Raw genomic sequence first — 25278 nt, forward strand, 5'->3', positions numbered from 1 at the left:
AATATTAACCTATTGTTCTATATTTATTAAATATAAATTTAGTTATATTCTCTTCATTGACTGTTATAACTTTCACCTTATTAGTAAAGCTCTCCTTTACTTCTTTTCCCCCTAAATTATAATTCATTTCCCCATCTCTGCTATCTAAGCTTATTATTTTTTCATATATCCACATATTTCTCTTTATATATCCTATACGTCCATCCCTATATCTTTTTACAATTTCCCCTGGGCAATATACTATTAACTCCCTCTTTCCTAAAACTACCTCAACAATCTTATTATATTGAGAGTAATCTCTGTATATCATAATATTTCTTATAGTATCAATTATTAAAGCCACTGGATATTCATTAGGTACTATTTCTCTTATTTTTTTCTCCATACTTTTCATCATATCTAAAATATTTCCTCTTATTATAAAGGTTTGTTCTCCACATAATAAATTTCTTATTTTTATCATATTGTGTGGTATATAAATACTATTTACATCTGAAAAAACTAATAATCCACCTAGTGTACACATTAATTTTCCAGAGATATTATTTTTATGAATTATATTGCTACTACTAAGTAAAAACTCTCTATTTTCCTTAGATATTTTAATACCCTTTAGATAAAAATATCTTTTTACTAATTCCTCATTTAAAAAATCTATATTACTATTTACTATGGGACATGTCTCTAAATTAAAGCTTATACCTTTTTGAAATTCTGATAAAAGCTCTTGTTTTCTCATAATATCAGTAGTTGAGCCTCTTCTTATATAAAAGGCTCCATTTTCTCTGATTTGATAAGGCTTTTGATAGCTATTAAATATTACTATTACCAACAATCTTTTTCCATCTAAAAAACATTCCTCTAAACTTATAGGAACAGGCGGTTCAATCCTTGAGGCAACTATTTGTTGAACTCTTTCTTCAGTAATATAATCGGCATCTACACCAACTATTTTCTTTGTTTTATCCTCAACTCCTATTATTATATAACCTCTTCCCCCTCTGGAATTAGCTATAGCACATATATCCTTTGCAAGTTCTTTTTTCACACTTTCTGTAAAAAGTTCTATCTTTAATTTAAAATCTAATTTCTCATATTCATTTTTCTTTATTAAATTTCTCAGTTTATTCTCATTCATAATAACCCTCTTCTTTAATAAATATTATTCCCTATATACCTTAAATAAAATATATCATAAAATTAAAGCCCATAGAACATTATATTCCATAGGCTTTTTTTATTGATTATATTTATAATTTAAGAGAAACTATTTATTAAATTAAGTTCGCTCTTAATCTGCATCTTAAAAGCAATTTCCACTTAAAATATAGGCTTATTTTAGAGTGTATTTCCTGTAATTGTTGTGCCATCAATTTCAACATCAACATTAAGCTTTAAATTTGTAATGCTTATAGGATCCTTTTCTAATACCTCATCTGGATATTTTCTATAAAAAAGATTACCAACATTAACAATGTCTATATCACTCTCTTTAAAACTTTCAAAGAAAAGTTCTAAGTATTGTTTTATTACTGCCTCTTCTTCTAACTCTAAAAGATTTAAAAGTTTTTCATCTACAATGAGTCTTGATTGTGATTCCCCAATTAAACATTTAACTTTTATATCTTTGTAAAGAGTTATATTTTCTCCATCATAACTTATTGATGTCTTTGTTTTTGCATTTGATATATCTAAGGTTATAAAAGTATTGGGGTCTTGAGGATTCATAACTTCTAGGGTTCCGCTTTCTAAATCTCCCATTAAAAGATTATAGCTCATGCCTTCCTCTGCGGTTATTCTTCTCACTAAAACTTCATTTTTTAGCAAGGCTCCTCCGCTTAACTCTAGTCTTTTTTCTTCCATATCATCTCTTATACTTAATGCACCTAAGACCAATAAGTTCCCATAATTAGTTCTCAGTTCTAAATAATCATTAGCATCAATAGCTATAACTCTAGGACTTTTATTCATTCTTTGAACTAAATCATCAATAAAAACACCTAAATATTCTTCATCAACAGTTACATCATTTAAAAGTTCTTCTGGAGAACCAAATAAGACAAACATATAAGGTCTAATCATGAATTCTTGATTCTTATTTATAATATCTATGTACTTTCTTATACCATTTTTAGCTGCTTTCTCTGTAAATATATATCCTTTGCATTGAGTAAAATCTAGCTTACTACTAGAATACATATTTATATCTTTCATAGCTTCTAAAACTGTTTTTCCAGTACCTTTATATAAGACTCTTCTTCCTTTATCAGAACTTTCATTTGAACTTCTATAAGGTTTTACACAATCTAAATATATATCTATATTTCCCACTTCATTTTCATCAAATATTAAGCTTGTTACAAATGTAACTCTATTTATATCCTTATAATTATAGCAACCAATAAGCATGGTTGACATAATTATTATGCTTAGTAAACTAGCTATAACTTTCTTTAGGTTCATTTTTACCATCCTTACCGACTATATCTTTTGATATTTCGTCTAATCTTCCTCTCATAATAATGTCTTTAAATTTATATCTATTTAAAGTTCCTAGTGGGAATAAGTATTGATATTCACAACTTCTTAAATGTGCTAAGTGAGATAATAATACAACGCTTATTAAAATCACACCAGGAATTCCAAAAAAGGCAGCTGTAATTACTATTCCTATACTCCAAATTGATACTGCACCATAAAGCTTAGGAATTAAGAAATAACAAACGGCACTTAAGGCAACTACTACAATAGTTATTCTTGAAGCAATACCAGCTCCCACAGCAGCCTCTCCTAAAATAAGCCCTGATACTAAACTCATAGATGTTCCTATAGGTTGAGGCAATCTTAAACCTGCTTCTTTTATTATTTGGAATAATAACATCATTATTATTACCTCTGCTACTATAGGAAATGGAACCCCAGCCCTAGCAACTGCTAGTCTAAAGACAAATAAACTAGGTAAAACCGAAAAATGATGAGTAACTAATGCAACATATATTCCTGGTAAAAACATAGCAATAAAAAATGCTATCCATCTTAAAATTCTAGTAAAACTAGTAAAATACCTATTTAAATAATAATCATCTGGTGTTTGAAAATTTTCTATAAAAAAGAAAGGTACTGTAAGAACAAAAGGAGTTCCATCTACTATTATTGCAACCCTTCCTTCTAATAGTTTTGCTGCTACCTCATCTGCTTTTTCTGTATATCCAACAGTATCAAATAAAGTTCTATCTTCTCTAAGTTTAGCTTCAATATAATTAGTATCTAATATAAACTTATAATCCAAATTCTTTATTTTTTCTCTGATTTCATCAATTAATTCCTTTGGAGCTTTATTTTTTATATAAGATATGCATACTACAGTTTGAGTATCTTCCCCTACATATAAAGGCTCAAATTTTAAATTATGATTTTTTATTCTTCTTCTCAATAATGTAACATTATCAACAAAAGCCTCATTAAAACCTTCTCTAGGTCCCTTTATTACTGCTTCTGTTATTGGAATTCCAACACCTCTTCTTGTATAACCCTTTGTTTCGCAATAAATCACCTTATCAAACTTATCAAAGATTATTACTACATCTCCTGATAATACATGAAGTAATGTATCATTTTTATCCTTTGACCAATTTGTTATGTTTATATCTATAACCTTAGTCATAATATCATTTTCATCTTTTATTCCATCCTTAACTAAGGTTAATGGTTTTACTATATACTCACTTATGAACTGAGTAGAACATAAAACATCCATAAAAACAATTGTGGCCGGTCCTAAAGCTGTATCCACCTCCCTATACTTAACATCAAAACTATCTTTTAATTTGTCTTTTAAGAAATCTAATTGTTTTTGCATTCATTTATCACCCAAAAATATTATCCGCTAGTATTATGTTTAATATTCATTTTTTTGAGAATACTAAAATTTGAAATTATAAAAGAAATGAGGTGATGTCTTTGGGAAAGCTAACTGCAAGACATTTTATATTTTTTATCATTGCTGCCATAAGTACATCTTTGGTTAACTATACATCCTTATTTATAAAAATAGGTGGAAGAGATACTTGGATTTTCACTATAATCTCTGGAATTATATTTTTCTTTGTAACTTCCTTTATTTTTAGTGTAATCTCCAAGATAGACTATTATGATTTTAAAGAAACTTGCTATATAGTCCTTGGTAAACCTTTAGGAAATATTTATATATTAATATTTTCAATGACTTTAGTATTAATGTGCATAGAATCAGCTTCTGTAAGTTCATCTTCTATAAACGTTAATATTTTTGCTCAAACTCCAATATGGTATTGTTTATTATTTTTCATAATAACTGTATTTTTAATAGGTAAAAATAGATTTAATAGTATACTTATAATATGTATAGTTTGTGTAAGCATTGTGCTGGCAATCAATTTGTTATTAGCATTATTAAATATTAGATATATAGATTACACACTTCTTCTTCCTATATTTAAGGATAGAAGAATTTCAGAATATATTCTTTGTGCTTTAACTCAATTAGGCTCCTTATCAAGCTTAGCTATGGTTTTACCTATACTTCCAAGAATAGATGATAAGAAAAACTTAAAGAAAACCTCAATAAACACAATACTTTTAACATCTATATTTTGTGCTTTGTGTGTTGTTATACTAATATCAACCCTAGGTTCTTTGAGATCTGCAAATGTATTCTATCCTCAATTTGTTCAAACTCAAAGAATTTATTTTGGTGGTTTTGTAGAAAATGGAAATGTTTTTGTAATGATTTCCTCTACTCTTTCTTGGGTTGTAAAATACCTAATAACTATTTTTTCATTGTATACAATCTGGAAAGATAGGGTAAAATATAAACGTAATTTTATAGCATTAATTTCAGTAATAGTATATGCCTTTTCTTACTTAGCTGCTAAGAATATATACACCCTTTTTATACTATTAAGATACTATCAATACATACTTTTGATAGTGCTGTTTATATGCCCTATAATCATATATACACTAGCTTATTTTAAGCGTCAGAAATTTAAATATTTAAAGTAAAAAGTATTGTATTCTTTTTTCTATATGATATAATCAATATATAAAATAAAATTTAGTAGATATGTACTTTATTTCTGTCCTGTAAAATTTATTTTATTAGTTTTATAGTATAGATCTCAAACGTACCTAGTAAATTTTACAGGAGGTAAAAGAAATGGAAGATAAAAATTTAGTTTGTAAAGACTGTGGAAAAGAATTCGTATTCACTGTAGGAGAGCAAGAATTCTTCAAAGAAAAAGGATTTGAAAACGATCCAGTTAGATGCCCAGCTTGCAGAAAAGCAAGAAAAGCTCAAAAAATGAATAGATAATTGATAATTAACGCAAGTTTATTCATAAATTAAAAGTTCTGCACTTTGCAGAACTTTTTTCATTTCTATTTCATAAAATTAATCTTATTTGGAAATATTATATAGAGCAATCTAACTTATGATTTTTATACATAATTAAATATAATTTTATTAAAAACTATATACTCATTTTTTAATATATTATGGATAGATTTTGCTTTTTATGATATATTTATGAGTATATAAAAATGAGAGAAAAGGGATGATAAACAATGTCAAATGCTGAGCACTCATCAAACTTTATAAGAAATATAATAATAGATGATTTAGATAGCAAAAAACATGATACAATAATAACTCGTTTTCCGCCTGAACCTAATGGATATTTACATATAGGTCATGCAAAGTCTATAGTTTTAAACTTTGAGTTAGGAAAAGAGTTTAACGGAAGAACTAACCTAAGATTTGATGATACAAATCCAACTAAAGAGGATACTGAATACGTTGAATCTATTAAAGAAGATGTTAATTGGTTAGGTTATAACTGGAGTGAATTACATTTTGCATCAAACTACTTTGATGAAATGTATAAAAGAGCTCTACTTTTAATAAAAAAAGGAAAAGCTTATGTTTGTGATTTAACGCCAGAAGAAATCAAAGAATATAGAGGTACTCTTACTGAGCCTGGTAAGGAAAGTCCTTATAGAAATAGATCAGTTGAAGAAAACTTAGATTTATTTGAAAGAATGAGAAAAGGTGAATTCGAGGATGGTTCAAAAGTTTTAAGAGCTAAAATAGATATGAGCTCACCTAATATAAACTTTAGAGATCCTATAATTTATAGAATTGCTCATGCTAGTCACCATAATACAGGTGATAAATGGTGTATCTACCCTATGTATGACTTTGCTCATCCATTAGAAGATGCTATTGAAGGAATAACTCACTCTATTTGTACTTTAGAATTTGCTGATCACAGACCATTATATGATTGGTTCGTTAAAGAATGTGAAATGGAAAGTGTTCCAAGACAAATTGAGTTTGCAAGACTTAATATCACAAACACTGTTATGAGTAAAAGAAAATTAAAGCAATTAGTTGATGAAGGCATAGTTGATGGTTGGGATGACCCAAGAATGCCTACTGTTGCTGGACTTAGAAGAAGAGGTTATACTCCTAAGTCAATAAGAAACTTCTGTAAAGCTATAGGGGTTGCTAAGGCAGACTCTACTGTTGATTCTCAAATGCTTGAGCATTTCATAAGAGAAGACCTTCAAGAAACTGCTCCAAGAGCTATGGCTGTTATAAATCCACTTAAATTAGTTATAACAAACTACCCTGAAGGAGAATCAGAAATTCTTGAAATAGAAAATAATCCTAAGGATGAATCAGCTGGTAAAAGAGCTGTTACATTCTCAAGAGAAGTTTATATTGAAAGAGAAGATTTCATGGAAAATCCTCCAAAGAAATATTTCAGATTATTCCCAGGAAACGAAGTAAGATTAAAAGGTGCTTATTTTGTAAAATGTAACGAAGTAATAAAAGATGAAAATGGTGAAGTTACAGAAATTCACTGTACTTATGACCCAGAAACTAAGAGTGGAACTGGATTTACTGGAAGAAAAGTTAAAGGAACAATCCACTGGGTTGATGCTAATAACTGTATTCCTGCTGAATTTAGATTATATGAACCATTAATCTTAGATGATTGTGAAGAAAATGAAGGAAAGCACTTCCTTGAGCAAATAAATCCTAACTCATTAACTATATGTAAGGGATTCATTGAGCCAAGCGCTAAAGATGCTAAACCTCAAGATAAATATCAATTATTTAGACATGGATACTTCAATGTTGATCCTAATTTCACAAGTGATGATAATTTAGTATTCAACAGAATAGTTTCATTAAAGAGTTCATTTAAATTAAAATAATAAAAAATAATATTTAAGGGCATGTATCAAAATATTTTTTAATAAAACCTATAACTCTATTCTATTTATACTGTTTATAAGTTTTATGTTAATATTTGATACTGCCCTTTTTCTTATTTAAATCTATTAATAAATTTTACTTGTATTTATTTTCTCTAATTTAAGTTAAATATTTTCTATATTCCTTACTCTCCTCAAAAATCTATTATAAATTTTCCATACCTTTAATTTTCAAAGAAGCATATACACTTTATTTCTCTTTATTCTTTTTCATTTAAAAAAATTTTCACCACTTATTGAAAATTATTATCATTTACTATTGACATTATTATCTTACTATTGTATTATAATGACATAAACTAATTGAAATTGATTTTCATTAATAATAAGAATTAAATTTACGAGGTGATATATATGAAAAAATTAAATATTATTTTTTGGTCAGGTTCTGGTAATACAGAAGCTATGGCTAACTTAATAGCTGAAGGAGCTAAAGAAAACGGATTAGAAGTAAAACTTTTAAATGTTTCTGATGCATCTACTCTAGATGTAGAAGGATGTGATGTATTAGCTTTAGGTTCTCCTGCTATGGGATGTGAAACTATTGAAGAAGGCGAAATGGATCCATTTGTTGAAGAAATTTCAGGAATTGTATCTGGAAAACCAACTTTACTATTCGGTTCATATGACTGGGGAACTGGTGAATGGATGGATACTTGGAAAGATAGAATGGAAGACTACGGTGCAAATGTAGTAAATACATTAATAGTTAATAATGCTCCAGAAGGAGAAGACATAGAAAATTGTAAAGCTGCTGGTAAAGCACTTTAATTTATTTGAAAGAAAGGTGGAAGAAGCTGAAATGAATAATGATTTTCTTAATCTCTTAGAAACTCTTAACAACGAAAAATATATGAGATCCTTTATATCATATTTAATTTCTCCTGTAATAACAGGGATTAAACCTTCTTCCACTATTACTCTTTCAAAGCAAGGTCATAATTTATATAAGCTTTGGGATATGTATGGTGAAGATTTTTTAAAGGATCTTAATCTAAAGTACATATTGCTTAGAGAAACTATAAATTCTAAGGTAGTATTAATTTATGATGAAATAAATTTAATGAATACTGTATATAAAAAATCTTCCATGGATTTTTTAGAAAAACTGGACTATAGATTAACTATGAGCATTGATGAAATATTAACTCATTTAGTTAATAGATATGATTCATTCCATTGTCCTCATGAATTAGGTATTTTTCTAGGAATTCCAGTTAAAGATGTAGAATGCTTTATGGAATGCACCGAAAGCAAATGTCTTCTTTGTGGATATTGGAAGGTATATGAAGAAGAGAAAAAAGCCCAAGAAATCTTTGAACTTTATGATAGTTCAAAAGAAATAATAATGAATCACTTACTTTCTGGTAAGGATTTAAAGGAAGTTTATGACTTGACAAATAATGTATATAAATTTAATATTTAACTCTCATTGCTAACAAACCACTCAGATTTCTGCCATTATCTGAGTGGTTTTATTTTTACTTATTTTTATTCTAATTTTACTATACCTATAAATTTAATTTTCTCTTCATATAATCAATGTGTTTCTTGATATACTACTCTAGTAACTAATTATAAGTTTATCCTTTACATTGTAATTATTCATTACTTGTAAACTTATACCCAACTCCTCTTATAGTTTGAATATATTGAGGATTTTTATCATCGCTTTCAATCTTTTTACGTAAATGTCTAATATGAACATCTACTGTTCTTGTTTCACCTATGTATTCATATCCCCAAATTTTGTCAAGCAAAAGTTCTCTAGTTAATATATTGCCCTTATTCTTTATAAGAAGCTTTAATAATTCAAACTCCTTTAATGTTAATTCTACATTTTGAGTTCCTTTTGTTACTTCTCTTGTTTTAAAATTAACTACTACATCACCAAATTTAATTATATTTTCTTCTTTTTTAACATTACTTCTTCTAAGTAAAGCTTTTACTCTAGCCATAAGTTCTCTTATTGAAAATGGCTTTGTTATATAATCATCTGCTCCAAGTTCTAAGCCTAATACTTTATCAAACTCTTCCCCCTTTGCTGTAATCATCATTACTGGAATATCTGAAGTTTCTTCATTTCTTCTAATTTCTTTACATACTTCTAAGCCATCTATTTCTGGAAGCATTAAATCTAAAAGTATTAAATCAAACTTAATTTCTCTTATAATCTTTAGAGCTTCAGTTCCATTAACAGCAACCTCTGTATCATATCCCTCTTTTTTTAAATTAAATTTTATAAGTTCTCTAATATGTTCCTCATCATCTACTATTAGGACTTTTTTATTTGTCATACTTGTCCCTCCTTTACCCAAAACACTACCCTATTTTATAGCTTATCACAATATTGAAAACAAAAAAAGATATACCACTTATAGATATATCTTTAAATTATTATACTAATTAAGTCAGACCTAATAAGCTAAATTTTATCTTATTTATATTTTATGTTATTATCCTAGTTCAGTCATATCACCTTTTATGGCATATACTATATTTTCACAAACATTAGTTATATGATCACCTATTCTCTCTAAATACCTAGCAACAAATATTAATTTAACCCCTTGATTTATATTATTAGAATCTTTATGCATTGCAGCTAATAAATTTACATAAACATCATTATATAAATCATCAACTATATTATCCTCTAAGACGGCATCATAGGCTAACTTTGTTTCATTACTATCTAATGCATTTTTTGCAGCATTTAGCATATTTAAACAAACTGATTTCATTTTAGGTATTCCTACCATTCCTGTAATATGCTCTTCATTATCTATTTTTATTGTTTCCATAGCTATATTTACTGAATAATCTCCTACTCTCTCAAGTTCCATAGCTATAGTTGATAAGGCATATACATTTCTTAAATCTTTAGCCATAGGCTGCTTTAAAGCAGTAAGTTCAATAGATTTTTCAATTATTTTATTTCTTAAGTTATCTATATCATCATCCCTTTTTATAACTTCTCTAGCTAGCTCTAAATCTTTATTAACTATTGAGTCTACTGATTTTTCTATGGCCAATTCACATAATTCCATCATTTCTTTAGTTTCAGATTTTAATTCTTTTATACTTATTCTTAAATCATCTATACTCATTTACTCTAATCACCCCTTATAATTTTAACCAAATCTTCCTGTTATATAATCTTCTGTTCTCTTATCTCTTGGATTTGTAAAGATTGTATTAGTATCACTAAACTCTACAAGCTCTCCATTTAAGAAGAATGCTGTTTTATCTGATATACGCGCCGCTTGCTGCATATTATGTGTTACTATTACTATAGTATATTTATCCTCAAGCTTTCTTATAAGCTCTTCTACTTTTAATGTTGATATTGGGTCTAAAGCTGATGTTGGCTCATCCATAAGAATTATTTCTGGATTCATAGCTATAGCTCTAGCAATACATATTCTTTGTTGCTGCCCTCCTGAAAGACCTAAGGCAGAAGATTTTAATCTATTCTTAACCTCATCCCAAATAGCAGCATCTCTTAAACTCTCTTCTACAATCTTATCTAAAACCTTCTTATCCTTTATTCCATGTACTCTTGGACCATAAGCAACATTATCATATATACTCATTGGGAAAAGATTAGGCTTTTGAAATACCATCCCTACTTTAGTACGAAGTGCTATAACATCATCGTCTTTATATATATCTTTTCCATCGACCTGTATTTCTCCTTCAATTCTAACTATAGGAATCAAATCATTCATTCTATTTAAAGTACGAAGGAAAGTTGATTTACCACATCCTGAAGGACCAATTAGTGCTGTAACTTCATTTTCTTTTATATCTATATTAATTTTCTTTAACGCATGATTACTTGCATAAAATAAATCTAAATCTCTTACTTGAATTTTTGTTTTCTTATCACTCATCTTAATACCACCTTAAATTAATAGTTTGCCTTATTAAATTTTTTAGCTATTAACTTAGCTGAAATATTTAATGCTAGTATTATAACTATAAGAACTATTCCAACTGCCGCTGCTGTTTCTATATCTCCTTTTTCCTTTGTTACAAGGTAAGCTTGAACTGTAAGTGTTCTTGCACTTGAAAAAATTCCTTTTGGCATTTGTGCAACAGTTCCAGCAGTAAGTAATATAGCTGCTGATTCCCCTATTATACGTCCTATTGATAATATTACTCCTGAAAGTATTCCAGGCATTGCACTTGGTAATATTACTTTATATAAAGTTTGAAACTTTGTAGCACCTAATCCTAAGGATGCTTCTCTATATGATTCTGGCACAGTTTTTAAAGCTTCTTCTGTAGTTCTAATTATTACAGGTAAAATTATTATTGATACTGTTAATGAACCTGCTAAAATTGAATACCCCATTTTTAAAGCTACTACAAAGAATATACCTCCAAATAATCCATAAACAATTGAAGGAATACCTGCTAAACTTTCAGTAGCAAATCTTATAAACTTAACCATCTTTCCTTGTTTAGCATATTCTTGTAAATATACAGCTCCCAAAACTCCTATGGGAGTAGCCACTGCTAAGGAAAGTAAAACAGTCCATAAGGTTGTTACTATCATTGGCAATATTCCACCACCGCCACCAGCTGAATAATTACTTGTTAAGAATGTTAAATTTATTTTTCCTATGCCCTTTATAAATATGAATCCTAAAATAATTACAAGAATTCCTATTGTAAAGATGGCTGATAACCAAACTAACCCATTTAATATATTATCTTTAACTTTTCTCATATTTATTTACCGCCCTTGTTAGAAAGTTTACTAAGTACTAAGTTTAGTATTAATATGAATGTAAATAATACTACCCCTGTTGCAAATAGCATTTCTTGGTGAGTTCCAAATGCATAACCCATTTCTAAGGCTATATTAGTTGTAAGAGGTCTTACACTATCCATTATAGAACTTGGAATAACTGGTGTATTTCCCGCTACTAATATAACTGCCATTGTCTCTCCAATTGCTCTACCGATTCCTAATACTACCCCTGTCATTATTCCTGATTTGGCAGCTGGTACAATAACTTTAAATATTGTTTCAGTTTTTGATGCCCCTAAAGCTAATGACCCTTCTTTATATGCATTAGGTACAGCCCTTATAGCAGTCTCTGATACTGTTATTACCGTCGGTAACATCATTATTGCTAATACTATTATTACAGCTAGCAAACTTTGTCCTTTAGGTAAATTAAATATATCTTGTATCGTAGGAACTATTATTGCTAATCCAAATACTCCATATAAAACAGAAGGTATTCCAGCTAAAAGTTCTACTGCTCCTGACATAATTTTTGATATTCTCTTTGGTGCTATCTCTGCTATAAATATTGCTGTTAATATTCCCACAGGAACCCCTATTAATAAAGCTCCTATTGTAGCACCTAAAGAAGCCACAATCATAGGTAATATTCCATATTTATTTGCACTTGGTATCCATTGTGTACCAAATATAAAATCCCAGAAGGAGTACCCCTCTACTATGAATGGTCTTAACCCCTTATAAAAAACAAATCCTATTATTAAAAGCAAACTTATTACAGCTACTGAGGCACTAATTAAAAAGATCTTTTCAGTTAAACTTTCTATGAAATATTTACCCTTATTATTCTGACTTTTAGCTTCCATATTTACCTCCATCTTAAATTAATATCCAATAAATATATCTTTGGCATTTTTCTTAAATTAATTCTCTTTAATAAATAAGTATTAAGTTACACTTATTAATCCATCTTCTTCAACTATTTCTTGTCCTTCTTTACTCATTATGAAATCTATAAATTCCTTTGAATTTTCATTCAAATTTTCCTCTTTATACACTAATAAAAATGGTCTTGATAGCTTGTACTTTTTATTTTGTACATTTTCAGCTGTAGGATTTACTCCATCAATACTAACAGCGTGCACTGAATCATCTACATAACTAAAGGATATATATCCTATTGCATTCTTATTTCCTGCTACCATTGTTTTAATACTTCCAGAACCATCTGAAATTTGAGCCTGTGGACTTATTTCTTCTGAATTGAATCCAACAATTTCTTGGAAGGCATCTCTTGTTCCTGATCCATCTTCCCTTGAAACTAATACTATTGGAGTATCTTCTCCACCAACCTCTTTCCAGTTTGTTATTTTCCCTGTATATATCTCTCTAATCTGCTCCATTGTAAGGTTTTGAACTGGATTTTCATTATTAATTATTACTGACATACCATCATAGGCAATAGGTTTTTCTTTAATTCCAGATTCTAATTCCTTTTCCTTTAAATCTCTTGAAGAAATTCCTATCTCTACAGTTCCATTTATAGCATCTTTTATTCCTGCTGATGATCCTAATTGATTTACCTCAACAGTAATATCTGGCATCTCCTTTTTAAAAACTTCTGCTTCAGCCTCTACTAAGGGTCCTACTGAACTTGAGCCTGAAATTTTTATTATATTAGCTCTTGATCCTCCACCACATCCTGTTAATAAAAAGCCCATTGCTAAAATACTACTTAATGCAATTACTACTCTTCTCCTATTCATTTTTTCCTCCGCTTATATAAATTTAATATACATTTTAAAATCTAATAATTTATTTTTATTTAATTTTATATTTTTGTTTCGCTTACAAGATTAATATTATTTCTCTTAGGTTAAGTTAATATTATTTCTATGTTAAATCTATGTAAAAAACATAATAAAAAAAATCCTAAGAATATCAATAAGTTATTCTTAGGATTAAATGTATATTAAATATATAAGCGAACTATTTTACTTTTATTAAGTGTTCTTTAGCTACTATATCTTGCCCTTCCTCACTTAATATGAAATCTATAAAACTCTTACCTGATTCTGTTAAATTCTCTTCCTTATATACTGCTAAGAAAGGTCTTGAAACTTTGTAAGATTTATTTAAAACATTTTCTGGTGTTGCTTCAACTCCATCAACCTTTACTGCACTTACACTATCATCAACATAACTAAAAGATATATATCCTATTGCATTTTCATTACCTTGAACTAAGGACTTGATATTTCCTGATCCATCTGATATCTGAGAATTAACAGTTAACTCTTCAGCCTTAAATCCTACTATTTCTTGGAAAGCATCTCTTGTTCCAGATCCATCCTCTCTAGAAACAACCACTATTGGAGCATCATTCCCTCCAAGTTCTTTCCAATTTGTTATTTTACCTGTATATATGTCTTTTATTTGAGCTAATGTTAAATCCTTCACTGGATTATTTTTATGTGTTATTAAAGCTATTCCATCATAAGCTATTTCTACTTCTTTAAGTCCTGATTGTTTTTCTTCTGACTTAAGGTCTCGAGAAGCCATTCCTATTTCTGAAACGCCCTCCATAGCATTTTTAATACCTGCTGATGATCCTATTTGATTTATTTCTATAGATACATCTGGTTTTTTAGTCTTAAAAGCCTCTGCCTCTGCTTCCATAACTGGTCCTACAGAAGTTGATCCAGATATACTAACTGCATTTGTAGATTTTGCTTCACTTCCCCCAGAATTACATCCAACCATGGCTGTTGCACCTATAAATATAGTACCTATAATTGCTATTAATCTCTTTTTAAACATATTTAAATTCCCTCCAAAATCTCAGTTAATATTGAGTACACTCTTATATTATCTTCTCAATGTTAAAAGGAAATTATGCTAAGGTTAAGTCCATGTTAATAAAAAAAATAAAAAGGCTCTATAAAAATATAAAAAATAAAACTTACAAACATATTCCGAGAATTACTAGATTTCGCTAAGAATTTATAATTATTACTCCGAATATATTACTAAAACTTCGAAACTCGCTACGCTTCGAACAGTCTCAGTTTTTTAACGTAATATCTTCTACGTAATAATTTAAATTCTAAAGCTCATCTAGATATTCTCTTCATACTGTTTGTAAGTTTTATAAAAAGTTATTTTGATACACGTCCTTTTATGACAATTAGCACTTATAATAAAAGTTATGAATTAAGTTGTAAAACACTATCTTAATTATTATTTAATAGTGTTAGAAACATTTATTAGCCTTGGAAAGGCATATTCAAAGAATTCCTTGTAACTTTGGCAATAGTAGTTTAACTCTAAGGGTGAGTCTTCCTTTGAATCTCTGCACCTTCTACATCCACCTTTACAAATTCTAAACCATTTGCACTTTTTGCATTCTTCATGAACTTTAAAGGATGATTTTATAAACTCATGATTTTTATTTGTTTCAAATAATTCTTTCATTGTCATATCCTGTATGTTGCCTAGTCTCCATTTATCTAAAACATAAAAATCACAAGGATAAACACTCCCATCACTTTCCACAACAAACTGACAGGTACATGTCCCATTCATTCCACAAGATGATGACTTTCCTAATAAAATTGTTTCTAATAAACCATCAAAATATCTAATGCTTACTCTATTTCCATTTAGAAAATCTTCATACCAAAAGTCGAATAAATTCTTTAAAAACTTAGTATAATCCTTTGGCTTTAAAGAATAATTATATTTACCCTTTTCCTCGTACAATGGGTCAAGACAATTTATAAATTGAAGAAATTTAAAATCTTTTTCCTTAAAATATTTATATACTTTATTTACATGCCTAGCTATATTAGAGGTCACAACGCATAATATATTAAATTCAACATTATACTTTTTAAATAACTCCGCTGCCCTTTCTACCTTACTAAAGGTATCTAAACCATAACAATCTTTTCTATTTAAATTGTGTATTTCCTTAGGTCCATCCATAGATAGTCCTACAAGAAATTTATTTTCACTTAAAAACTTTGCCCAACTTTCATCTATTAAAGTTCCATTGGTTTGCAAACTATTATATATTTTTAAATTTTTATAATTATGTTTTCTCTGAATCTCAATTAACTTTTCAAAAAATTCTAATCCTGCTAAGGTAGGTTCTCCTCCCTGAAAAGCAAAACTACAATGGCCATCAGCTTCATTCAAAACCCTTTTGACCATGCTTTCTAAAACTTCATCTTTCATAATACCATAGCTCTTAACATTCCTATTGTCACTTAAAGAATGATAAAAACAATAAGTGCATTTTAAATTACATCCACTAGAAGCTGGCTTAATAAGCAAACTTAATGGTGGCATCCCAATTCCCCCTCTTACTTTTCCCAATTATAATAAACCTTCTAATAAAATTTATTATATATAATAACTACCCTTAATAATATTAAGCTTTTGCTACCTCTTCTTTCAAAGCTTTATAACCAATCTTTTCATTAATTAGTCTTACTACCTTATTCATTTCATATTGATCTCTTCCCTTAATACTATATTCTCTACCATCTTTTAAGAATATAGTAATTAAATAAACATATTTATTAGCTGTATTACTTATGTTAATTTCTTTAACATCATGAAAATTAATCTTTTCCTCTCCATTTGCAAAAAGGATAAAATCATTTTTTCTTATAATAAAAGTACTTTTAATACTTTCCTTTGTAGTATATATAACCAGCATAAAACAGAAAATAATAGTTAATACTCTCCATATAGTTGATGTAATATTATTAGCTTCTCTTGCCATAACTCCAATTACCAAGTCAAAAGCGGAAAATATTAGTAATACATTTGATAGCTTATCATATAATAAACTAATAACTTTTGAATCTGTTTTTTTCTTTTCTAACTTAATAGTTTTTAATTTATTATTCCTATAAATAATTAAACCACCTAATATCAAAATACATACAATCAATCTAATAATCATAACTCCTCCTTTGTTTCCTCTACTCAAAGCAAAGTCTCCATAAAAATCACTTAACAATTTATTAATTTTCTTTATTGTATCATTTTTACAAATTAAAGGAAATAACAATTTAAACATATAAAAAGTTCAATAAATATAAACTAACTAATAAAAAGCCATATAAAAAAGTCACTAAATATAAGCGAAGCAATACTTAAATAAGTAATTAGAATCTATTATTTTCATATAAACTCTATAAAAAAATTCATCATATATAAGAAAAAGGGGATTTTAATGAATGATTAGAATTTAATTGTTTTTGAAATGAATTTATCCTTAAAAATCTGAAACTGTTTGAAACGAAATGAGTTTTTCTTATTTAGATAATATTAATATTTATTTTCTTACTTAGTAATAAAAAGCTCTATAAAAAAGTTCACTAGATATACGCGAAGTAATATTTGAATAAGTGATTAGAATTTCATTTATTCTGTAATAAATATAATGTTAAAAGTCTGAGACTGTCTGACCAACGGGAGTTTCGAAGCCTTAATTATATTTATGGAAGAATTAATAGAAATTCTTCACGAAATTCAATAATTACTAAGCTATATCTAGTGAACTTTACTTAATAGAGTTTTAATTCCTATCTTGGGATTAATCCTATTTTCTTTTGCATTTTTCTAAGAGTTTTCATTGCAGCATAATTTGCTTTTTCTGCACCCTTTTTGTATATTTCCTCTAAAGCTTTTTTATCTCCTAATAAAGCTTTAACCTTTTCTTGAACTGGAGCTAACTCTTCAACTATAGCTTCAGCTACATCATTTTTAAATTCAGCATATCCTTTGCCATCATACATTTTTACAACTTCCTCAGGAGTATATCCTTTTATTGCACAAAGAATATTTATTAAATTCTTAACTCCTGGCTGTTCATCAGTATAATTTACAACACCTATACTATCTGTTACAGCTCTTGAAATTTTCTTTCTTATAACATTAGGTTCATCCATTATTAATATGAAACCATTTGGATTAGCATCTGACTTAGACATCTTTTTGCTTGGATCTTGTAAATCCATTATTTTTGCTCCCTCTTTTGGAACATATCCCTCTGGTATAGTAAATGTTGGGCTATAAGAATTGTTAAATCTAGTACCAATATCCCTAGCAAGCTCTAAATGTTGCATTTGGTCTTTTCCCACTGGAACAAGATCTGCATTATATAAAAGTATGTCAGCTGCCATAAGAACTGGATAATTAAATAATCCTGCTCCTATTGAATCGCCCATTTTCTTTGATTTATCTTTATACTGAGTCATTCTGCTTAATTCGCCCATATATGAATTACATGTTAAAAGCCATGAAGCCTCTGAATGAGCTGGTACATGTGATTGTATAAATAATGTATTTTTCTCTGGATTTATTCCTGATGCTATATATATAGCTAAAACTTCTAAAGTTCTTCTTCTTAAATCTGCTGGTAATTGTTTTACTGTTATGGCATGTAAATCAACAACGCAGAAATAACAATCATATTCTTCTTGTAATTTAGTCCAGTTTTTTATAGCGCCTAAGTAATTTCCTAATGTTAAATCACCTGATGGCTTTATTCCACTAAAAATAATTTTTTTCTTATCTTCCATTAGTTTTTCTGATACTTCTAAAAATCAAATGAAGTATCAGATACACCTCCTTTATAAAAATTTAATTAACCTTTTTATTTCTTAAATAGCTATTTTCTTTTAAAATAAAAAAGCCCTATAAGCCATAAGACTTATAGGACGAATATATCGCGGTACCACCTAATGTTACAAAGAAAATTCTTTGTATCTCTTTCTTGTAACGTAAGAATTACGATTTAGAATACTAAGATTCCTCTAAACATCTCGAAGATCCATTCAACTTAAGCATAACTATCATACTCCCAGCAAACATATGACTCTCTTAAAGTTTGTTTTTAAGTTTACTAATTCTTGTCATCGATATTTTATATTAAACTTTAATGTTATTTTATCATTTTTTAATCTTTAGTCAAGATTATTTGTTTTTTTAATTATTGATAAGATGAAATTTATAAATGTTCCTTCTATATCCATTTTAACATTAATTTAATATTATAGCTATTTTTTTATCAAATTATCAAGTTTATATTTCCATAATTTTATATATAAAATATTTTTATTGATTTTTCTTAACATTATGATAATATAGTATTATAACTTTTAAAAATAAAATAAAAAATTTAATAAAAGAATATTAGAAAAATACTATATAAAAAATTTTTAAATCAAATTATAAACCAATATATTTTAAAATTATTTATCTCTTATATCTTAAATAATAATTTTAAATGAAAATATTAATTTGATTGTTTAAGAAAGACGGGGTGTATATTATGAATAACAAAAGATCAGATTTTTTAGTAATCGGCTTTGCACTATTCTCAATGTTTTTGGGGGCTGGTAACCTTATTTTCCCACCTTTATTAGGAAGAAATTTAGGTGCAGATTACTATTTAGGGATTATAGGATTTATAATAACTGGAGTTGGAGTACCACTACTTGGTATATTATCTTCAATGAGAGTTAACGGTAAGTTTGAATTATTCGGAGATAAAGTAGGTAAAAAATTCTCATTAATATATTCAATAACATTATTTATACTTATTGGACCATTATTAGCTATTCCTAGAACAGCAGCTACTACATTTGAATTAGCATTTGCTCCTAACTTTACAAATATAAATTACTTTGCAGTAATAGTTGTTTACTTTTTAGTTAATTTAATCTTTGTATTAAAGCCATCAAAAGTTATAGATGTTTTAGGTAAATTTTTAACTCCTATATTATTGGCTATATTATTCTTCTTAATAGCTAAGGGAGTTATTAGCCCAATAGATGCCTTAACAAAATCATATACTCCTGATGCTCTTTCTACATCATTACTTGAAGGATATCAAACAATGGATGCAATTGCAGCTGTTATATTCTCTTCAATAATATTAGGTTCAATAAAAGCTAAAGGATATACTGGTAAAGCTAGCTTTAAATTACTTATTAAAGCAGCAGTTATTGCAATCGGAGGACTAGCAATAATTTATGGTGGATTAATCTTCCTTGGTGCTCATACTGGGGATTTAGCTTTAGATTTATCAAATTCTCAATTATTACTTTTTGTTGCTGAAAGTATTCTAGGACATGCAGGTGCAATATTAATAGGTGTATCAATGGCATTAGCTTGTTTAACTACTTCAATAGGATTACTTTCTGCTGGTGGAAGCTTCTTTGAAAGAGTTTCTAATGGTAAATTACCATATAAATTTAACGTTTTATTAATGACAGTAACTAGTATATTAGTTGCTAGTATGGGATTAGATAAAATAATATCATTATCAGCTACTTTACTTGGTGTAATCTACCCAGTAACAATAGTTCTTATATTATTAAACCTATTCCATAAGAGAATAACTAACCCACTTACTCATAAGGTTACTGTATATGTTACTTTAGTAGTTAGTATATTAATAACACTAGGTAACTTTATACCTGGAGTAGAAAACTTAGTTTCTCTTCTTCCACTATACTCTAAAGGATTTGGTTGGGTAGTACCTGCTTTAGTAGGATTTATAATACCAAGCATTATTCCTGCAAGAGAAACTGCTACAGCTTAAAATATAATATCTTATAATATAAGAATATTTATCAAAATTTATATTTGATAAATATTCTTTTTTATTTATAAATCTTTTTTTACTTTAAACTCTATAAAAAATATTATTTTTTAACTATAATTTTATGCGCTTTATCTTAAGCAAAAATAACCTTTCTTTAATTTTAATATTTTAAAAATAACATTAATATTATTTTTAAATTTTAACAATCTTATCCATAACTTTACAACTTATGCAATAGAATGCTACAATTGTTTTGTAATTTTAAAAAGGGAGGATGCTTACATTGGCAAGAAAAACTAATAAAAAAAGGAGTTCTAAAAAGCCTGTTAAAAATCGTAAATTAATAATTGCACTTTCAATTATAGGGCTTTTAATAGTTGGTTTAGTAGGAGGGGTAGCTACTTATGGACTAACTATGCTTGGAAAAGTGAACAAAGTTGATTTAAATGAAGACAATTTAGGAATTGATAAAGCGGTAGATGAAAAGCTTTCTAAATACGATGGAATAGCTAACATAGCTTTATTTGGAATTGATGCTCCTGAGGGTACTGATGGAAGATCAGATGCTATAATGATTGCTACAGTTGACAAGGTACATAATAAACTTAAATTAACTTCAATAATGAGAGACTCTTATGTAGATATTCAAGGACATGGAAAAGATAAAATAAACCATGCCTATGCTTTTGGTGGACATGAATTAGCTTTAAAAACTTTAAATGAAAACTTTGACTTAAATCTTAAAGATTTTGCTACAGTTAACTTCTCATCATTACCTAAAATAATTGATTCTGTTGGTGGAATGGATCTAAATATAAGACAAGATGAAATTGATGCAAGTCCTGGTATTAATGATCATATAAAAGATTTAAATAGACTTACTCATACTGATTGTCCTTTAATAACTTCACCTGGTGTTCAACATGTAAATGGTACACAAGCCTTAGCTTATTGTAGAATAAGATACACTGCTGGTGGAGATGGTGAGAGAACTGAAAGACAAAGAATAGTTTTAAGCAAATTATTTGAAAAATTCAACCAAGTTTCTCCAAGTAAATATCCAACAATCTTAAACGAACTTATGCCTATGGTAACTACTAGTCTTTCATCTGGTGAAATTCTAAATCTTGCAAAACTAGTTGCTTCTATGGGTGGTTCTGGATTAGAACAAGAAAGATATCCTATGGATGAGTATTCTAAAGGTGAAATGATAAATGGTGTTTATTATTTAGCATTTGATAAAGATGTTACTGTTAAACAAATTCATGATTATATTTTTGAAGATAAAAAATAAAAATTTTTATATACTTCTATATATTTATAGAAGTATTATTTTTGCTTAATACTATTGATTTAAATTAAAATATACTTTTTTTAATTCTATAATATTGATATAAAAATTGGAGGTTATTATGAAAAGAAGGAGAATTATTACAACTCTTATACTAACGCTTACTTTATCCTTGCAAAGCATATCAGTTTTTGCTCAGCCCAATAAAGAAGTATCTAACATTTCTTTAGAAAAGACTGATTTAAAGAATGGCTGGGTTCATGAAAATAATAATTGGTATTATATATTAAACAATGAAAAAATAACCGGTTGGAAAGAGATTGATGATAATTGGTATCATTTCAATAGTGAAGGAATCATGGAAACTGGTTGGCAATTTATAAATGGTGATTGGTATTATTTAAAATCTAATGGTCCTATGGCTACTGGTTGGCAATTTATAAATGATGATTGGTACTATTTAAAACCTAATGGACCTATGGTTACTGGTTGGCAATTTATAAATAATGACTGGTATTATCTAAAGTCTAATGGGCCTATGGCTACTTCATGGCAAAAGATAAATGATGATTGGTATTACTTAAAACCTAATGGGCCTATGGCTACTGGTTGGCAAAAGATAGATAACAATTGGTACTATTTAAATTCTAATGGGCCTATGGCTACTGGCTGGAGATTCTTAGATAACAATTGGTACCATTTAAGTGAAAATGGACCTATGACTATAGGTTGGAAAAATTCAGATGATAAATGGTATTATCTTGATGATAATGGTGCAATGGCTCAAGATTCTGAAAAAACAATTAATGGAAACATATATAAATTTGATTCAGATGGGGTAATGATAACTGATAAATGGTTTGAATCTACTTATGTAAATAAAGATGGAATTGTATTACATGGTTCTCCATCTAGATCTCATTCATATACTCAATACAAGTTATTTAATTATATGAGTAATGAAGCTAATAGGGAATCTGTTCATTATGCTGCTATAGACCTTCACGGTGGAGAAACAACTAATAACTGTGTTTATTTCACTTCTGAAGCCTTAAGGAGAGCTGGGGTTAAAATCCCTTTATATGTAGCTAATACCTATCAATTAGAAAGAGAATTACTTTCTAGAGGATGGATAAAATCAACTAACACAAGTGATCTTAGACCTGGAGATGTAGTATTTTCAGGATATAAACATTCATTTACATTTATGAATTGGTATGATAATGATTATGCTTATATAGTAGATAATCAAAAAAAATATTTTGATTCTGTTCTTCATAAAAGACTAGTCTCAGTAGATGATCCTGTTAATGACACTATAAGAGCAACTCATTTCTTCTATTTACCAGAATAATACACATAAAAATTTATTTTTAATTTATAAAACTATTAGTAATTATTAAAGTCTATTTTAATTTATATAAAAAAGAGACAAGCTATTAGCTAAAACTTAAGCTAATAGCTTGTCTTTATTATTTCTCTACTACTGATTTAACATAGTCTAATTCTTCTAAATTATCAATTTCATAAATACTATTTTCTGAAATCTTTTCAATGCGAATATCTAACTTAGAAATATTATTCTTTACAATATCATCCCAATATAACTCACTAAAATCGCCATTTTCAACCATGTCTTCAAGTTCCTTAACTATTATATCTGTATCTTTCTTATCCCAATAAGATACTCCACATAATATATAGCCTTCATCATCCCCAACTTCTATATCATTTACCTTTAAATCCTCATCAAAGCTAAGCTTCCATTCTCCTTTAAAGCCTTGTTTATTGGCAGAAAAATACATTGATGTTTCTGGTTTTTCTAATAAGAAATTTTCTGATATGTAAACATCAGCATCAACCACATAGGTATTCTCTAAATATTCTCTAACTAAATACATAGTATATATATTGTTATATATATCATATTTATCATTATTAACTAGTTTTACTCCATATTTATCCTTTAAATAATCAAATTTTTCTGCAAGATAACCTGTAACAACAATTATTTCTTCTACTCCTCTTTCTCTTAAAAATTCTATCTGTCTTTCTAAAAGAGGTCTTCCATTAACTTCTATAAGTGACTTAGGTGTATCTAAAGTTAGGGGTCTTAATCTAGTTCCCATTCCTGCTGCTAGTAATATTGCTCTCATTTATTAATCTCCTTTATTATTCTCTCAAAACTTACTTTATATTTCTTTTTCTTTAAAACAATCTAATATTAAGGCATTTACAATCCCCTCTTAATTAGTAAAATATAATTGATTTCTTTTATTATATATTTCTTATCTATTAAGAACTACACTGCTGTATTAGTAACATTAGTTAATTCTTCTTCATGTGCTGGTTGAGTTGCCACTACAAATGAGCCTATCATAACCATTAAAGCACATATTACCATTTTAATAGTTATATTATGACCTAATAGTACTTTATCAAAAATCATTGCCCATACAACATAAGTTATATTAAGTCCCATTGCTCTTGTTGGTCCTAATTTATGAATAGCTGTATAATAACAAACGTAAGAGATTGTTCCCATTAAAGCTGTTCCTATTATAACAAAAGTAACATTTCCTTTTAAAACTTCAAATACTAATGGATAAGCTTTTAATAAAGGAAGAATTATTACTCCTGAAAAAAGAGCAGATATAAACTGTCTAATTTGTAAAGCTTGCTTAGGACTTATATCTTCATCTTTCATACCATAAGAGCATATTACAGATTCTGAACCCCATCCTAAAACGCTTAACCCAGCAAATAAAAATCCTATTAAACTAGCTTTTCCCCCATCATTTCCAAATCCTAAAAGGGCTATTCCTAATATACTTATTGTTAATCCAATATACCCTTTTCTACTAATTTTTTCTTTTAAGAATATTGCTGCTAAAACTGCTCCAACAGCAGGATATATTGATGATATAGTAGCTGCATATGATGGTCCTATATAATTAACAGAAAGTAAATATCCAGTCATACCCATAGGTCCACCAAATATTGATGCTAAAATAACATATTTTGTACTTGGAGTTTTTAATGACTTAAAAAGTTTTCCAACTTGTCTTGTAAAAATCATATAAATAAACATCCATAAAGTTGAAAAAAAATCATGTAAAAATGTACTTACAAAAGGAGCTAACATTATAGCTGCCTCTGTATTTATAAATGGAGCCATGGATAATATAACTCCAACTAAAACAGTATCTAGCCCCCAAGCCATAGCAGATATAATTCCACTACCATATCCCTTATAATTACTTTTAAACATAC

At 28.1% G+C, this 25278-nt stretch carries 23 protein-coding genes and 1 other annotated feature; of the genes, 8 read left to right on the forward strand and 15 right to left on the reverse strand.

The genetic code is table 11. The annotated features are described in order from the left end of the window. Positions 1-4 precede the first annotated feature (4 nt). The 3 genes from QP548_RS09745 to QP548_RS09755 all read right to left on the reverse strand — a co-directional run bounded on the left by QP548_RS09745 (position 5) and on the right by QP548_RS09755 (position 3859). On the reverse strand, positions 5-1138 hold the full coding sequence (locus QP548_RS09745) for a helix-turn-helix domain-containing protein (protein WP_061426551.1): 1134 nt from the start codon (positions 1136-1138) through the stop codon (positions 5-7). Positions 1139-1338: 200 nt separating this feature from the next. Next, the gene (locus QP548_RS09750) at positions 1339-2463 is read right to left on the reverse strand and encodes a Ger(x)C family spore germination protein (RefSeq protein ID WP_061426550.1); all 1125 of its coding nucleotides are present in this window, start codon (positions 2461-2463) and stop codon (positions 1339-1341) included. After that, positions 2438-3859, reverse strand: a complete 1422-nt coding sequence (locus QP548_RS09755; RefSeq protein WP_003461569.1) for a spore germination protein — start codon at positions 3857-3859, stop codon at positions 2438-2440. The genes QP548_RS09750 and QP548_RS09755 overlap by 26 nt, the downstream gene beginning before the upstream one ends. Before the next feature lie 95 nt (positions 3860-3954). Between QP548_RS09755 and QP548_RS09760 the strand changes: the two genes are divergently transcribed. The 5 genes from QP548_RS09760 to QP548_RS09780 all read left to right on the forward strand — a co-directional run bounded on the left by QP548_RS09760 (position 3955) and on the right by QP548_RS09780 (position 8749). Further along, entirely contained in the window at positions 3955-5043 is a 1089-nt protein-coding gene (locus QP548_RS09760) for a GerAB/ArcD/ProY family transporter (protein ID WP_236907329.1), read from the forward strand. A 154-nt stretch (positions 5044-5197) separates the two neighbouring features. Next, positions 5198-5353, forward strand: coding sequence for a zinc-ribbon domain-containing protein (locus QP548_RS09765; RefSeq protein ID WP_003452998.1), 156 nt, complete (start codon positions 5198-5200; stop codon positions 5351-5353). Positions 5354-5604: 251 nt separating this feature from the next. Continuing rightward, a complete protein-coding gene (locus tag QP548_RS09770; RefSeq protein ID WP_061426548.1) occupies positions 5605-7263 on the forward strand; it encodes a glutamine--tRNA ligase/YqeY domain fusion protein in 1659 nt (552 codons plus the stop codon). 414 nt (positions 7264-7677) lie between these two features. Then, positions 7678-8094 carry a flavodoxin gene (locus QP548_RS09775; protein ID WP_061426547.1) on the forward strand — a complete coding sequence of 139 codons (417 nt, stop codon included), beginning with the start codon at positions 7678-7680 and terminating at the stop codon, positions 8092-8094. A gap of 31 nt (positions 8095-8125) precedes the next feature. Further along, positions 8126-8749 (forward strand): DUF3793 family protein, encoded by a 624-nt coding sequence (locus QP548_RS09780; RefSeq protein ID WP_061426546.1) that lies wholly within the window; start codon positions 8126-8128, stop codon positions 8747-8749. Positions 8750-8924: 175 nt separating this feature from the next. Here the strand turns inward: QP548_RS09780 and QP548_RS09785 are convergent, their stop codons facing one another. The 10 genes from QP548_RS09785 to trpS all read right to left on the reverse strand — a co-directional run bounded on the left by QP548_RS09785 (position 8925) and on the right by trpS (position 18684). Further along, a complete protein-coding gene (locus QP548_RS09785) occupies positions 8925-9620 on the reverse strand; it encodes a response regulator transcription factor (protein ID WP_003460570.1) in 696 nt (231 codons plus the stop codon). Positions 9621-9779: 159 nt separating this feature from the next. Then, the gene (gene phoU / locus QP548_RS09790) at positions 9780-10433 is read right to left on the reverse strand and encodes a phosphate signaling complex protein PhoU (protein ID WP_061426545.1); all 654 of its coding nucleotides are present in this window, start codon (positions 10431-10433) and stop codon (positions 9780-9782) included. Positions 10434-10457: 24 nt separating this feature from the next. Next, the gene (gene pstB / locus QP548_RS09795; protein ID WP_003453508.1) at positions 10458-11219 is read right to left on the reverse strand and encodes a phosphate ABC transporter ATP-binding protein PstB; all 762 of its coding nucleotides are present in this window, start codon (positions 11217-11219) and stop codon (positions 10458-10460) included. A 17-nt stretch (positions 11220-11236) separates the two neighbouring features. Next, positions 11237-12061 carry a phosphate ABC transporter permease PstA gene (gene pstA, locus QP548_RS09800; protein WP_003460575.1) on the reverse strand — a complete coding sequence of 275 codons (825 nt, stop codon included), beginning with the start codon at positions 12059-12061 and terminating at the stop codon, positions 11237-11239. Between the two features lie 2 nt (positions 12062-12063). Then, positions 12064-12951 carry a phosphate ABC transporter permease subunit PstC gene (pstC, locus tag QP548_RS09805; protein ID WP_061426544.1) on the reverse strand — a complete coding sequence of 296 codons (888 nt, stop codon included), beginning with the start codon at positions 12949-12951 and terminating at the stop codon, positions 12064-12066. Between the two features lie 81 nt (positions 12952-13032). Beyond that, positions 13033-13851 (reverse strand): phosphate ABC transporter substrate-binding protein, encoded by an 819-nt coding sequence (locus QP548_RS09810; protein ID WP_061426543.1) that lies wholly within the window; start codon positions 13849-13851, stop codon positions 13033-13035. A 223-nt stretch (positions 13852-14074) separates the two neighbouring features. After that, on the reverse strand, positions 14075-14905 hold the full coding sequence (locus tag QP548_RS09815; protein ID WP_061426542.1) for a phosphate ABC transporter substrate-binding protein: 831 nt from the start codon (positions 14903-14905) through the stop codon (positions 14075-14077). A 420-nt stretch (positions 14906-15325) separates the two neighbouring features. Next, a complete protein-coding gene (locus QP548_RS09820) occupies positions 15326-16438 on the reverse strand; it encodes an anaerobic sulfatase maturase (protein ID WP_061429419.1) in 1113 nt (370 codons plus the stop codon). Between the two features lie 82 nt (positions 16439-16520). Further along, positions 16521-17060 carry a hypothetical protein gene (locus tag QP548_RS09825; RefSeq protein ID WP_061429418.1) on the reverse strand — a complete coding sequence of 180 codons (540 nt, stop codon included), beginning with the start codon at positions 17058-17060 and terminating at the stop codon, positions 16521-16523. Positions 17061-17685: 625 nt separating this feature from the next. Further along, positions 17686-18684 carry a tryptophan--tRNA ligase gene (gene trpS, locus QP548_RS09830; RefSeq protein WP_061414886.1) on the reverse strand — a complete coding sequence of 333 codons (999 nt, stop codon included), beginning with the start codon at positions 18682-18684 and terminating at the stop codon, positions 17686-17688. 131 nt (positions 18685-18815) lie between these two features. After that, positions 18816-19030 (reverse strand) — a binding site (T-box leader). A 406-nt stretch (positions 19031-19436) separates the two neighbouring features. On the opposite strand from trpS, the gene brnQ reads away from it, so the two are divergent. The 3 genes from brnQ to QP548_RS09845 all read left to right on the forward strand — a co-directional run bounded on the left by brnQ (position 19437) and on the right by QP548_RS09845 (position 23359). Beyond that, positions 19437-20711 carry a branched-chain amino acid transport system II carrier protein gene (gene brnQ / locus QP548_RS09835; RefSeq protein ID WP_061426541.1) on the forward strand — a complete coding sequence of 425 codons (1275 nt, stop codon included), beginning with the start codon at positions 19437-19439 and terminating at the stop codon, positions 20709-20711. 286 nt (positions 20712-20997) lie between these two features. Beyond that, positions 20998-22008: an LCP family protein gene (locus QP548_RS09840; protein WP_061426540.1), complete on the forward strand. Its 1011-nt coding sequence runs from the start codon at positions 20998-21000 to the stop codon at positions 22006-22008. Between the two features lie 118 nt (positions 22009-22126). Then, positions 22127-23359 carry an N-acetylmuramoyl-L-alanine amidase family protein gene (locus tag QP548_RS09845; RefSeq protein ID WP_061426539.1) on the forward strand — a complete coding sequence of 411 codons (1233 nt, stop codon included), beginning with the start codon at positions 22127-22129 and terminating at the stop codon, positions 23357-23359. A 118-nt stretch (positions 23360-23477) separates the two neighbouring features. Here QP548_RS09845 and QP548_RS09850 read toward each other — a convergent pair whose 3' ends face one another. After that, positions 23478-24161, reverse strand: a complete 684-nt coding sequence (locus tag QP548_RS09850; protein WP_011009940.1) for an NTP transferase domain-containing protein — start codon at positions 24159-24161, stop codon at positions 23478-23480. A gap of 146 nt (positions 24162-24307) precedes the next feature. After that, entirely contained in the window at positions 24308-25276 is a 969-nt protein-coding gene (locus QP548_RS09855) for a DMT family transporter (RefSeq protein WP_004459783.1), read from the reverse strand. Between the last annotated feature and the right edge of the window lie 2 nt (positions 25277-25278).

This window comes from Clostridium sp. UMB9555A, from assembly GCF_030222355.1.
Lineage (GTDB): Bacteria > Bacillota > Clostridia > Clostridiales > Clostridiaceae > Sarcina > Sarcina perfringens.